This window comes from Nostoc sp. NZL (assembly GCF_015714705.1).
GTDB lineage: Bacteria > Cyanobacteriota > Cyanobacteriia > Cyanobacteriales > Nostocaceae > Nostoc > Nostoc foliaceum_A.
In genome coordinates this window covers 1-13,636 of sequence record NZ_WBKL01000035.1, presented here as the reverse complement: position 1 = coordinate 13,636, position 13,636 = coordinate 1, and the positions used below count along the sequence as shown (strand labels likewise).

At 41.3% G+C, this 13,636-nt stretch carries 13 protein-coding genes; 11 read left to right on the top strand and 2 right to left on the bottom strand.

Going from position 1 to position 13,636, the window contains the following annotated elements; translation table 11 throughout:
• The first annotated feature begins 10 nt into the window (after positions 1 to 10).
• From F8R90_RS04690 to F8R90_RS04665, 6 genes are all read left to right on the top strand, one after another.
• Entirely contained in the window at positions 11 to 892 is an 882-nt protein-coding gene (locus F8R90_RS04690) for an EboA family metabolite traffic protein (protein ID WP_196509773.1), read from the top strand.
• A 138-nt stretch (positions 893 to 1,030) separates the two neighbouring features.
• Positions 1,031 to 1,939, top strand: a complete 909-nt coding sequence (locus F8R90_RS04685) for a TatD family hydrolase (protein WP_230966104.1) — start codon at positions 1,031 to 1,033, stop codon at positions 1,937 to 1,939.
• A gap of 161 nt (positions 1,940 to 2,100) precedes the next feature.
• Entirely contained in the window at positions 2,101 to 3,033 is a 933-nt protein-coding gene (eboC, locus tag F8R90_RS04680; RefSeq protein WP_331000602.1) for a UbiA-like protein EboC, read from the top strand.
• 143 nt (positions 3,034 to 3,176) lie between these two features.
• Positions 3,177 to 4,403 (top strand): metabolite traffic protein EboE, encoded by a 1,227-nt coding sequence (gene eboE / locus F8R90_RS04675; RefSeq protein ID WP_196509772.1) that lies wholly within the window; start codon positions 3,177 to 3,179, stop codon positions 4,401 to 4,403.
• A gap of 106 nt (positions 4,404 to 4,509) precedes the next feature.
• On the top strand, positions 4,510 to 5,883 hold the full coding sequence (locus F8R90_RS04670) for an alkaline phosphatase family protein (protein WP_196509771.1): 1,374 nt from the start codon (positions 4,510 to 4,512) through the stop codon (positions 5,881 to 5,883).
• A gap of 200 nt (positions 5,884 to 6,083) precedes the next feature.
• Positions 6,084 to 7,577 (top strand): catalase, encoded by a 1,494-nt coding sequence (locus F8R90_RS04665; protein ID WP_196509770.1) that lies wholly within the window; start codon positions 6,084 to 6,086, stop codon positions 7,575 to 7,577.
• A 414-nt stretch (positions 7,578 to 7,991) separates the two neighbouring features.
• On the opposite strand, the gene F8R90_RS04660 is transcribed toward F8R90_RS04665, so the two are convergent.
• The gene (locus F8R90_RS04660) at positions 7,992 to 8,420 is read right to left on the bottom strand and encodes a hypothetical protein (protein WP_114085319.1); all 429 of its coding nucleotides are present in this window, start codon (positions 8,418 to 8,420) and stop codon (positions 7,992 to 7,994) included.
• Positions 8,421 to 8,743: 323 nt separating this feature from the next.
• On the opposite strand from F8R90_RS04660, the gene psbQ reads away from it, so the two are divergent.
• The 4 genes from psbQ to hemJ all read left to right on the top strand — a co-directional run bounded on the left by psbQ (position 8,744) and on the right by hemJ (position 12,182).
• Positions 8,744 to 9,235 carry a photosystem II protein PsbQ gene (gene psbQ, locus F8R90_RS04655; RefSeq protein ID WP_442946738.1) on the top strand — a complete coding sequence of 164 codons (492 nt, stop codon included), beginning with the start codon at positions 8,744 to 8,746 and terminating at the stop codon, positions 9,233 to 9,235.
• An 81-nt stretch (positions 9,236 to 9,316) separates the two neighbouring features.
• Positions 9,317 to 10,432 (top strand): NAD(P)/FAD-dependent oxidoreductase, encoded by a 1,116-nt coding sequence (locus tag F8R90_RS04650; protein WP_196509769.1) that lies wholly within the window; start codon positions 9,317 to 9,319, stop codon positions 10,430 to 10,432.
• A gap of 129 nt (positions 10,433 to 10,561) precedes the next feature.
• Complete coding sequence (locus F8R90_RS04645) at positions 10,562 to 11,413, top strand: alpha/beta fold hydrolase (protein WP_196509768.1); 852 nt, start codon at positions 10,562 to 10,564, stop codon at positions 11,411 to 11,413.
• Between the two features lie 187 nt (positions 11,414 to 11,600).
• Positions 11,601 to 12,182, top strand: a complete 582-nt coding sequence (hemJ, locus tag F8R90_RS04640; RefSeq protein WP_196509767.1) for a protoporphyrinogen oxidase HemJ — start codon at positions 11,601 to 11,603, stop codon at positions 12,180 to 12,182.
• Between the two features lie 120 nt (positions 12,183 to 12,302).
• Here hemJ and F8R90_RS04635 read toward each other — a convergent pair whose 3' ends face one another.
• On the bottom strand, positions 12,303 to 13,211 hold the full coding sequence (locus F8R90_RS04635; protein ID WP_196509766.1) for a peptidoglycan-binding protein: 909 nt from the start codon (positions 13,209 to 13,211) through the stop codon (positions 12,303 to 12,305).
• A 254-nt stretch (positions 13,212 to 13,465) separates the two neighbouring features.
• Here F8R90_RS04635 and F8R90_RS04630 point away from each other — a divergent pair.
• On the top strand, positions 13,466 to 13,636 hold a 171-nt coding region (locus F8R90_RS04630; protein WP_196509765.1), incomplete at its 3' end, for a leucine-rich repeat domain-containing protein.

Sequence of the window (13,636 nt, the reverse complement as noted above, 5' to 3'; positions counted from 1 at the left end):
GAAATTCATCATGAGTAAAGTAAACAAGTTACTGCATCACTGGCTGTTAAAGTCTCTTTCAGAGAAAGCTTTTGCTTGGCTGGAACAAAAGCAGGCACAGATTGCTAGCGGCGCTGCTGAACGAGTGTTTTTTACGGCTTTTAGTGCTGTACCGCGTTATCTAGGTAAACAGGATTTGCAGCTAACATTCCAAGACTTGGAAGCAGCGCAGGATGTGATTCCCGGTTGGTATCCTGGTCATTGGAGTGTAGATCAAGCAGGTCGCACACTCTTGCTTCTAGCTTTGCCTCACGATGATGCTGAGGGCTATGTGCGATCGCTTGATAAATTCTTCTCCACTGCCGATATGGGGGAGTTAGTTGTCCTTTATCAAAGTTTGCCGCTACTACCACATCCAGAGTTACATCGCCATCGTGCTGCTGAGGGAATTCGCAGCAATATGAGTAATGTATTTCAAGCTATAGCACTACGTAACCCTTATCCAGCAGATTATTTAGACAATGCTGCTTGGAATCAGATGGTGCTGAAGGCTGTGTTTGTTGGCAGTCCGTTACATCTAATTTGGGGACTGGATAGACGTGCTAACCCAGAATTGGCGAGGATGTTAGCAGACTATGCCCATGAACGTTGGGCAGCTAAACGCTCAGTTACGCCAGAACTTTGGCGACCTGTAGGGCGGTTTGCAGATAGCGCAATCATCACAGATTTAGAAAAAGTACTGGCTAATGGCGATATACACGAGCAAGAAGCAGCAGCGTTAGCTTGTGCTGAGTCTCCTTTACCCCAAGCACAAGAATTACTTTCTCGTTACCCAGATTTACAGTCATCCATTCAACAAGGTAATCTGACTTGGAGCAGTTTTAGCCGCGATGCCTGCGGCGAGCTACGCTAACGCCTGTCAGTCTGCAAATGAAATTATCCATCATTCAGCAACAGCAAGCCATTCCACATTGAAACCGCATACAGTCAACAGCCAGGATATTTGCTGATACCGGGTTTTTCATTTTGAATTTTGAATTTTGAATTACTTATGATGTTTATCGATCCTCACATTCACATGTGTTCGCGCACTACTTACGATTACTTAGTAATGCGGGAATATGGTATTGTCGCCGTTATTGAACCAGCCTTTTGGTTAGGACAACCGCGAACCAACGCTGGCACTTTTAAAGACTACTTCAGTAGCCTTGTGGGCTGGGAACGGTTTCGTGCTAGCCAGTTTGGCATCCAACATTACTGCACAATTGGCCTCAATCCGAAAGAAGCTAACAACGAAGCATTAGCAGCAGAAGTTATAGAACTGCTACCACTTTATGCCTGTAAAGAGGGAGTTGTTGCCATTGGTGAAATTGGCTACGACGATATGACAGAAGCAGAAGATAAGTACTTTTGTCAACAGTTAGCATTAGCCAAAGAACTCGATATGTTGGTCCTAATTCATACGCCTCATCGGAATAAGAAGGCGGGTGCTAGTCGGAGTATGGATCGCTGTATTGAATATGGCTTAGATCCTTCACAAGTAGTTATTGATCATAACAATGAGGAAACCGTTGAGGAAGTATTAGGACGGGGTTTTTGGGCAGCTTTCACGATTTACCCACAGACGAAGATGGGTAACGCCAGGATGGTAGAAGTTGTTCGCAAGTATGGACGTGATCGCATCATTGTAGATAGTAGTGCTGATTGGGGTATTAGCGATCCTTTAGCAGTCCCGAAAACTGCTCAGTTGATGTTAGATAGGGGCATTCCTGAAGAACATGTACGCGCAGTTTGTTATGAAAACGCTCTAGCTGCTTACAGTCAAACTGGGCAGATGCAAGCATCAGACTGGCTTAATCCTCAATCTGTTGATCAACGTCAGTTGTTCAATGGTAATTCTGTGTTACGGGGACAAGAACCAGGAATCAAATCAGTTTCAGATTATGTGTTGATTGAGTAAAAAATTAGGAGAGACGCGATTAATCGCGTCTGTAATGGGCTTGCCGTGAGCCTGTCCTGAGCGTAGCCGAACGGGAGTGGATAAGAGAAATTGCATAAATATCTGATTCATTTTTAATATGCGGTTTATTTTGATAAATTACTAGGCACGGAGGCAGATAAGTGAATGTTGCAAGCTTAAATTTTCAAAGCTGGCGGGGTTATTTGGAATTGATGCGTCCTGCTAATATTGTTACTGCTTGGGCAGATATTCTTGTTGGTTTTGCTGCTTCTGGCGCTGGGATTATTTTTGCCCAATTAATCAATGGAGAAGCGAGTTTTGCCGTACTAATTCCATTAGCTTGGTTGTTATTGGCTACAACTGGTTTATACGGCGGCGGTATAGTTTTTAATGATGTTTTCGATGCAGAGTTAGATGCAAAAGAACGACCAAATAGAGCAATTCCCAGTGGTCGCGTATCTAGTCAAAATGCTACTTTATTGGGGAGTATACTTTTTGCGCTCGGGATTATAGCTGCTTTTCAAGTATCGTTGTTGAGTGGTGCGATCGCTATATTTATCACTCTTTCATCCCTCCTATATGACTCACTCGCCAAACATCATCCTTTTTTTGGCCCTTTAAATATGGGTTTGTGTCGTGGCAGTAACTTATTATTAGGCGTAAGTGCTGTACCTGCAATAATAGGAGAACGTTGGTATTTAGCGCTGATTCCTGTTATTTACATTGCTGCTATCACCGCAATTAGCCAAGGTGAAGTTCACGGAGGCAAGAAGATTACGGGAGTACTAGCATTACTGCTAATTGCAATAGTTTTGACGGCAGTTTTAGCTTTAGGATTATTAAGAGAGTATACAGCGATCGCAGCATTACCATTCGCTATTTTATTAGCTATCAGAATCTTGCCTAACTTTATCAAAGCGGCGCGGGAACCAATAGCCGAAAATATCCGAAATGCTGTGAAAATAGGCGTTTTATCCCTAATAGTCTTAGATGCAACCGTTGCATCTGGTTTTGCTGGTTTGTATTACGGTTTATTCGTTCTAATCTTGCTACCATTTTCGATGAAGTTAGCAAAAGTATTTGCTGTTACTTAAATTTGAATGTGTACACCCAGTAATACCATCGGCTGTAGGGGCGCACATCTATGCGCCCCTACCCATGAATATGTAGCAAGTATTTTGTGAAATAGTTGAAGCCAAAGAAAACAGATTACATATACAAGGGATAGAGCTAGAAAATGAAAATTACAAAAAACAATAATTTTCACTTAACTTATTGCAGCAATATTCATCCTGGTGAAAGTTGGCTAGAGGTTTTCGCAAATTTAGAGAAGTATATTCCCGAACTCAAATCACGTTTATCACCTACAGAACCTTTTGGTATTGGTTTGAGGTTAGCAGATGTTGCTGCAAAAGAACTTTTAGAAAGTAATAACCTGGCTCAATTTCAAACTTGGTTAACTCAACAATATTTATATGTTTTCACCTTAAACGGATTCCCTTATGGTGGATTTCATCGACAAGTGGTAAAAGACCAAGTTTATGCACCAGATTGGTCTAGACAAGAAAGGGCTGATTATACATTAAACTTGGCACATATTTTAGCTAGTCTATTACCCCAAGGACTTGATGGCGGAATTTCTACACTACCATTATCCTATAAACCTTGGTGGGTAAAAGACCAAACAACTTTCGAGACTGTTCTGAAAAAGAGTTGTTTGAACATCGCATCTGTTGTTGTAGAAATGATTCGCATCTGCGAAGAAACTGGAAAGATACTCCATATTGATTTAGAACCTGAGCCTGATGGTTTAATTGAAAACACCTCAGAAGTAATTGACTTCTACCAAAATTGGTTATTGCCAATTGGTGGTAGTTATTTATCAGAAAAATTAAATATTGAGCAGAATTTAGCAGAGACTAAATTGCTAGAACACGTTCGCATTTGCTATGATACCTGCCATTTTTCCGTTGAATATGAGCAGCCAGCTTCTGTATTTACACGTTTGGAATCGGCAGGAATTAAGATTGGCAAAATTCAAATCAGCGCTGCAATTAAAGTAAAAATACCTGCTGATGTTGAGAAGCGTAGTTTGATAGTTGAACGCTTACGTCCTTTTGCTGAATCTACTTATCTTCACCAAGTAATAGAACGTCGCAGTGATGGTACACTCCATCACTATCCTGACTTAATAAATGCCTTACCACATTTAGAGCAATCTCTAGCTGAAGAATGGCGGACTCATTTCCATGTGCCAATTTTTATTCATGATTATCAAATTTTGCAATCTACCCAAGATGACATTGCTACTGTTTTGCATCTACTTAAAACTAATAATGCTTGCTCCCATTTAGAAATTGAAACTTACACTTGGGATGTATTGCCATCAGAAATGAAGATAGATTTGCTGACTTCTATTCAGCGGGAATATGAGTGGGTATTAAAATTAATTCGTAATTCGTAATTTATTAATTACGAATTAAACGGGTTGTCTGGTTTAAATCTGTAGAGATACGTTATTGTGCGTTCCTACTTATTTTTTTTAATTGGTATAGGAGAGGATTAAGTTTATGCAGAAAACGGTTGTTCTAAATGTCGTGGGATTAACGCCCAGTTTACTAGGAGAAAACACACCATTTTTATCTTCTTGGGCTACTAAAGGTCAAGTAGTCCCGATCGCAACAGTGTTACCTGCTGTAACTTGTTCGGTTCAGGCTACTTATTTGACAGGAAAATTGCCTGATGAACATGGAATTGTCGCTAATGGTTGGTACTTCCGCGATGAATGTGAAGTGAAGTTTTGGCGACAATCTAATAAACTAGTGCAGGCTCCCAAAGTTTGGGAAATAGCTAAATCAATTGATCCAAACTTCACTTGTGCCAACCTTTTTTGGTGGTACAACATGTATTCTTCAGTCGATTATGCCATTACGCCGCGTCCGATGTATCCCGCAGATGGCAGAAAATTACCTGATATTTATACCCATCCTAGTGATGTGCGATCGCTAATTCAATCTGATTTAGGAAACTTCCCTTTGTTCGATTTCTGGGGGCCAAAAACTTCCATTAGTTCTAGCCAATGGATTGCCAATTCTGCAAAATGGATTGAGGAACGTTACAGCCCTACATTATCACTAGTTTATTTACCACATTTAGATTACTGTCTGCAAAAATTTGGTAACAATCAGGCACAAATTAAAGCAGATTTACGAGAAATTGATGCTGTGTGTGGCGATTTGATTGAATATTTTGAAGCACGCAATACTCAGGTAATTATTCTTTCTGAGTATGGTATTACTCCAGTTTCTAAAGCTGTGGATTTGAACCGCGTACTACGGGAAAATGGTTTAATTGCTGTGCGAGAAGAATTAGGGCGAGAACTACTCGATTTTGGTGCTAGCATTGCCTTTGCCGTTGCCGATCATCAAATTGCTCATGTTTATGTGAATGATCCGGCCTATATCCCAAAAGTGCGATCGCTTTTAGAAGCGACTGAAGGCGTGGCGCAGGTATTAGATGAAGAGGGTAAACAAACCTACCATCTCGATCATCCTAGATCGGGAGAGTTAGTGGCGATCGCTCAATCTGACGCTTGGTTTACCTATTATTATTGGCTCGATGATGCGAAAGCGCCTGATTTTGCTAGAACTGTAGATATCCACCGCAAACCTGGTTATGATCCTGTAGAACTTTTCCTTGATCCGCAAATTAAATTTCCTCAAGGAAAAATTGCTCTCAAGCTACTTAAGAAACAACTGGGTTTTCGCTACTTAATGGATGTGATTCCTCTAGATGCTTCTCTAGTACGTGGCTCTCACGGTCACATTACTACTTCTCCAGATGAAGGGCCTCTATTTATCACCCATCAAACTCACCTAGTTAATGAAAATCAAATTGAGGCGACAGATGTTTGCTCGTTGATTCTCAAACATTTAAATACCTGAAAGGCAGTAGACACAGGATGTATCGCCTCTCTACATCCTACCAAGATACAAAACAATTTATGGTAATTCATAATCATATCGAGTATGCTTTATATATAAACTCGTTATGACTATGAATTAGTTTGTTCTATCAGTAGGTATCTACTAACTAAAATGTACTGTGGGCAATCTGAGTAACTTAATGGAGAGCTTCTTTACCCATGACTGAACCCCAAAACTTGACAACTGCTGACGGTATTCCTGTTGCCGATAACCAGAACTCACTCACAGCTGGATCACGTGGCCCAGTATTAATGCAGGATTTCCACCTCCTAGAAAAGCTGGCTCACTTCAATAGGGAACGTATTCCTGAGCGCGTTGTCCACGCTAAAGGTGCGGCTGCTTTCGGTACTTTGACTGTCACCAATGACATCACCCGCTACAGTAAAGCCAAACTTTTTTCTGAAATTGGCAAGAAAACGGAACTTCTTCTGCGTTTTTCTACAGTGGGAGGAGAAAAAGGTTCAGCAGATGCCGAGCGTGACCCTAGAGGTTTTTCCCTCAAGTTTTATACTGAGGAGGGTAACTGGGATCTTGTAGGTAACAATACCCCTATTTTCTTCATCCGCGACCCTTTGAAGTTTCCTGATTTTATCCATACCCAAAAGCGCAATCCCCAAACTAATTGTAAAGATCAGAATGCAAAGTGGGATTTTTGGTCACTCAGTCCAGAATCGCTTCACCAAGTGACGATCCTCTTTTCAGATCGGGGCATTCCCAAAACCCATCGACACATGGACGGTTTTGGTAGCCACACCTTCAGTTTAATTAATGCTGAAGGCGATCGCGTCTGGTGTAAATTTCACTTTAAGACTCTGCAAGGGCATCAAACCTTGACTGAGGAAGAATCGGCTAAGATTAAGGGTGAAGATCCAGATCATGCGACTCACGATCTGTTTGAAGCGATCGCTAAAAAAGATTATCCTAAGTGGCGGATGTGTATTCAGGTGATGACTGAGGAGCAAGCGGAAAAACATCCTGATAATCCTTTTGACTTAACCAAAGTTTGGAAACAAGGGGAATATCCTTTAATTGAAGTTGGGATATTAGAGCTAAATCGTAACCCTGAGAATTATTTTGCCGAAGTAGAGCAAGCCGCTTTTAGCCCTAGTGCGGTAGTTCCTGGCGTTAGTTTCTCTCCAGACAAAATGCTTCAAGCTCGAATTTTTTCTTACCCAGATGCTCAACGGTATCGCTTGGGTGGTAACTATCAGCAACTACCCGTTAACCAGCCCAAATGTCCAGTGATGCATTATCAGCGAGATGGCTTTATGGCATCAGGGAACAACGGCGGTAGCGTTCCTAACTATGAACCGAATAGTGCTGAGGGTACGCCCAAAGAAAATCCAGCTTATGCAGAACCACCTAGTCATTTGGGCGATGTCACAGTCGATCGTTACAGTCATCGTGAAGGAAACGACGATTATACCCAGGCAGGTAATCTGTATCGGTTACTAACTCCTGAGCAGCAAGAGCGTCTTGCTAAAAATATCGTCGGTAGTCTCTCTCAAGCAAGGGAAGACATCCAAATGCGCCAACTTTGCCACTTCTTCCGGGCAGATATTTCTTATGGTCGTCGTGTAGCTGAAGGATTGGGCATTTCAATCGATCCATCAATGCTGGGTGCTACTGCTCAACCTGTAGGTAACTGGTAGCCTCGTAGTTTCGTATGGTGTGTTATGCCGTAGGCTAACGCACCGAAAACCTGGATGGTGCGTTACGTACTTAAGCTAGATTCAAATCCCCGACTTCTTCAAGAAGTCGGGGATTTAATCAATGAAAACAGACTTGTTGACGGAGATAAAAGCCTCGTTAACGTTGATAAAAGACTCGTTGACGGAGTTCAGAGGCTCATTAAGTAGGTAAACAAAAATATTTACAGTAATTGCGATCGCACCCTTCGCAGATCATATTTTTACCCCATACCTGAAGTTCAGGGGCTTAAAATAATGATACTACGCGTTTTTATATTTCCATTGATGAATCAAGGGGCTTGTACCTATTTAATTACGAATTACGAATTACGAATTACGAATTAGTAACACTACTTTCTCTGACACAAGTTGACTTCATTCACTTGGTTTATTAAATACTTCTAAAATCTGGCGGCAAATTTGTTTGAGCTTATCCTCGATTTCATCAGAAGGCGAAGATGCACCGACAACACTCCAGTTTTCTACCGTAGAAAGTCGCCACGCTTCACCACGATGATCGAATCCAGCTACCTCCACGCCGATCGCACGCCGGGAATTATTGATAGGATCTTGATAAAATCGGATTTGAATTAAAATACTGCGACTTCGCCAAGATTTGCTGATACCAGGAAAGTGAAAGCCAATATCTATAGAGTCTGGATCGACTAACTCCCTGGTTTCCGGGTCATTTTTCCAGGGTTTGAGATCAGATTTGGCATCAGGAAACTCGAATTTGAACAAATTAACCACCGTAGCAATGTTGCTGGCGAGTTCAAGGTTCGTTGCCTGTTCAGCTGCGTTCACTAAAAAACACTCCTATTTTGCGTCGGCATCTTCCGGGATGTGAAGACAGTAAAACCGCCAGAAGGCTTATCTTATTGGTGTTTCAGCTTATCAAGACCTTTGAGATTTAGCAACTCTAAATCATACTTCCCTAACAATCCTGGTTACTAGACAGATACCAAAAATCGCTTCTTGTTGGGACGGGTAACACCTATTAAGTAATTGTACTTAAAAATTCCTCAAAAGCAGATGAAACTCTGCCGTTTGTAAAAAATATCGAGATTTTCTGCAAAATCCTTGGCTGACAGGAACGATAAATTACGCTAGCGATCTAAAATGACACTGTGAATCGGCAAAAAAACAGTAATCAATTTCAATGTATGGCGCGTCAACGCTCGATTTTTTCATTTTTCCTAGTATTATTGGCCACATTCCTCATTAGTTGTGGCGGTCCTAGTGTCACGGTGGCACCTCCGACTTACACAGCAGTACAACTTGAAAAAATTCAGGCTTATGTTCCTGAAATTCAGGCTGTGCGCGATCGCTCAGAAGAATTGACAACCCTGATTAAAAAAGGTGATTGGATCAATGTGCGTAACTTTATACATGGCCCGATAACGGAAGCAAAGCTGAATCTGACTTATGTTACTCCCAACCTTCTACCCAAAGACCAACCCAAAGCACGTCAAATAACACGAGATTTTTTTAACGACCTGGTTAAACTCGATAAAGCTACTAGTGCTGGCAATCCTCTAGTTGCCTTGAATCAATCCCAAGCTGCTTTCGCAGAGATTGACAAATTCCTCGACCTGCTTCCGAAAACAGAAGAGAGTTAGGAGTTAAGAGTTAGGAGTTAGGAGTTAAGAGTTAGGAATTTTTAACTTCTCACTTCTAACTTCTCACTTTAAGCAGAAATCATGAATGTAGTTATTATCGGTTGTGGTGTAGTTGGGGCTGCGATCGCCTATGAACTTAGTCAAGTAAAAGGGCTAAAAATCACAGTTTGCGATCGGCAACCACCAGCACAAGCTTCCACGGGCGCTGCACTTGGCGTTTTGATGGGCGCAATCAGCCAAAAAATCAAGGGCAAAGCTTGGCAAATGCGGCAAACTAGCATCCAACGCTATGAAACTTTGATTCCTGAATTAGAAGCTTTAACAGGTCGCAAAATCCCTTTTAATCGCCAGGGAATTCTCATGCTTTTGTCTGATTCATCCCCAGACGGGATCTCAGCATGGGAAAAGCTAATAGAAATTCGCCACACTCAAGGCTGGCATTTAGAAAGATGGGACACTGCTAAACTCCAGAATATCTGTCCTCAAATTAATAATGAAAAAATTACTGGTGCTGTCTATTCTCCCCAAGACCGCCAACTCGATCCAATTGCTCTCACATTAGCTTTAGTTGAGGCTGCCCAGCAAAATGGTGTAACTTTCAAATTTGGCGTGACTGTTTTGGATGCCCAAGCCTCACCAGATGAATCTTCTCTCCAATTTTGCAATCAACTTGAGACTACAGAAGGAAAAATAGCCGCAGATTGGTTTGTAATCGCAGCGGGGCTAGGTTCAACACCATTGACGGCAAAATTAAATCAGATAATTGATATCCGCCCCGTACTTGGGCAAGCGTTGCAAATGCAAGTAGGGCATCCGTTAGGCAATCCCGACTTCCAGCCGGCCATTACGGGTAACGATGTCCATATTGTTCCTGTGGGTGGTGGAGATTATTGGGTGGGTGCAACAGTAGAATTTCCCAGCAATGGCGATGAGATACCGCCAAATAAAGAACTGCTGGAATCTGTTAGAAAACAAGCGATCGCATTTTGCCCAGAGTTAGCCACAGCAACTATTCTCCGCAGTTGGTCGGGGTTACGTCCCCGTCCTGAAGGACGACCAGCCCCAGTTATTGGTAAGTTGCCAGGGTTTAGTAACATCCTCCTAGCTACCGGACACTATCGCAACGGCGTTTTACTAGCACCCGCTACAGCTTATGCGATTCGTGAGATGATTATTCCTCAGGGAGTGCGGGGATGAGGGAGATGAGGGAGCAGGGAAAGCAGGGAGAGAAAGAATAACTCATGCCCAATCCCTTTTATAAAAACATCTTTTTATCTTTGTGCTTTTGTATAAGGCTTCTACATTCAAAATCCATAGGAAAATAGCGTGTCAATAACAGAACATAAAATCAATGTAGATTCACTGGAATGGTTTTATCGGGAATCTTCACCAATTGGCAGAACTGACTTAGCACCTGTGGTGTTGCTACACGGCTTAGTTTCACAAAGTTACAGTTGGCGTCATATTATGCCTGCTTTAGGGAGTCAAGGTACAAGAGCGATCGCTCCAGATTGGATTGGTTATGGCTTTTCTGCAAAACCAGAAAAACGAGATTTTGCTTACACTCCCGATGCTTTTATTACAGCTTTAGAAGGATTTATCAGAGCTTTAGAACTTGAGCATTTTTCTTTAGTTGTCCAAGGATTTTTAGGTTCTGTAGGGCTACAATATGCCTTGCGTCATCCAGAACAAATTGCCAATTTAGCTATTTTAAATACACCAATATCAACTACTGCCAAATTACCCTGGAAAATTAAACAAATGGGTCTACCTTTGGCAGGTGAAGTAATGACCCAAGACCCTCTTTTAGTTGACCGAACTCTAGAAGGTGGAAGCCGTTATCGCATAGGAGATAAGGATTTAGATATTTATCGAAAACCATTTTTGAAAAGTTCTTCATCTGGGCGGAGCCTCTTATCAAGTATTCGCAATTTACAGCTTGATTCAGCAATGAAAGAAATCGAATCTGGCTTTAAAGAATGGCAACAGCCAATTCTGATTCAATGGGGGATGATTGACCCTTGGTTACCCGTAGACATTGCCGAAAACTTTGCCAATTCCGTACCAAATACCGAATTAATAAAACTTAATAACGTCGGGCATTATCCTCAAGAACACTACCACGAGGCGATTTTGGAAGACCTTCTACCCTTTGTGCGTCGTAAAGATGCTCATTGACAATATACTTTTGGCAAAAATCGATATTATAAAAATGAAACCACAGATAAACACGATGATTTATCTGTGGCAAAGAAATTAATTCTGAAATTTTGCCAGAATTATAATGTTATCCCCGCCTGCATTTGTGAACTTATTATTATCATTAAAAATGGATCACAACCACAAGTAAAGGAGTTTAGAATTAATGGCTTATTCATGGTTTAAAGCCTTTCATATTGTTGGATTTGTAGTTTGGTTCGCTGGTTTGTTCTACTTGGTACGTCTTTTTATCTATCACGTTGAAGCGAACCTTGAACCTGAACCAGCAAGAACGATACTGAAAAATCAGTATCAAATTATGGAAAAGCGCCTCTACTATATCATCACTAACCCAGGAATGTTTGTGACGATCGCAATGGCCATAGGTTTAGTAAGCACTGAACCGGATATTTTAAAAGAGGGTTGGTTGCATATAAAACTGCTGTTTGTTGCTATTTTAATTGGCTATCATCATTACTGCGCTCGGCTGATGAAGAAATTAGCAGTAGATGAATGTCGCTGGAGTGGTCAGCAATTACGTGCTCTAAATGAAGCACCCACAGTTATGTTAGTAGCGATCGTCCTGCTGGCCGTGTTTAAAAATAATCTACCTACAGATATCGCTGCTTGGGCTATTTTCGCCATGATTATTTTGATGGCAGTCACTATTCAACTTTACGCCAAAAAACGCAGGCAGGATAAAGAGAAATTGACGGCGCAGATAGGGCAACCACAAGAACAAAGTTAAACAAACCTCTCCCTACTTTGAACTTTAGTTCAAGTCTGTCCCTCTCCGACTCGGAGAGGGATAGGTTTTGTGTTTCACTTTAGACACTTATAATAGCTGTGCTACCAATTAAGCATTACCTCATCCTGGAAACGTTTTCAGTAAATCATCCCCAGGAATCACACTAGTGTAAAAAGTATATTTGCGATTAGCGACATAACGGCGGTCTTGTTTAATAATCGCCATAAACTCTCTATGTCCCTCACGAGTACGTCCCACCAAACAACCCGCACTGGCAAGGCGAATATCATTCCTGGGGAAATCAAAGCCGTAGTGTTGATTCACATAAAAATTATTACCTGTATCAAGTTTGTCACCAGTCCGTTTAAAATCTTTGTTGAAATCTCTACAAACAGTTATATCTCCAACTTGCACTAATGCTTCGTGAGGTTCGGCTGTGCCGTGAGTACCAACAGCCCAAGCTTTGTATTGCCCAAACTGAATCCTAGCTGCTCCTTTGGGATTCATCGGTTTATAAGTGTAGTACTTCCCTGGTTCTGTAGTAGCTTCCCAATGATCTACGATTTTGGGAACACCATTTACTACTTCAATGACAATCCGTCGATCGTTAAATTCGTTGGCTGCATCATTGTTAAGAGTCCAGTCTGCATTTATACCCTCTATATAAACAATGTTGTATTCTTTTGGATTGGTAAATACCTCATAATTTTTAGATAGCAAGTATTTTATAATCCTGCTGGCAATGTCATTACCAAGTTTTAAAGGGGGTTTAGGAAGATCGTCTGGTTTGGTTTCAATTAGTTTTTTGGCCGTGGCTGCTCCTAAAAAGCCACTCTCTTCAGTCTTTATTAATTCTTGAAATTTTTTGAGAGATATCACAGAAACAGGGCCAAATTTACCATCGGCTGGAGGTTCTAGCAAACCTAAGCCGATTAACAATATCTGAATCTGACGAGCCAAGTCTGCATCTTCTGCGATCGCATCAAATGACCATTTCTCATCTTTTCCCAAGAAATCTTGTAGTTTCATTATGCACCTGTTTTCATTTACTTACTTCTAAGTATAAACATCATTTCAAAAATTGATGTTGTTTGAAACTATACTCTTGAGTAGAATATGATGTCACAATTTTTACTATTAATTTATGATTTAGCACACAAAAATTCACAGATATTACACTGAAGAAAAAACTATTTATTGGCGACATAATTAATTAGCTCAATTTCTCTGCTGCGCGTCCAAGCAGCAACTCCTTGTCAGGCATCGCCTCTGTAAAACCCAAAATGACTAACGAAGAACTGCTGCCAATTATTAAACAAGCTGCTAGAGACAAGGTGACAGAATTAGACTTTTCTGGACAAGGCTTAACAACGTTGCCACCGGAATTTGGCCAACTCACCAACCTGCAAACCCTCGACCTCTACAGTAATCAACTGAGCAGTCTGCCACCGGAA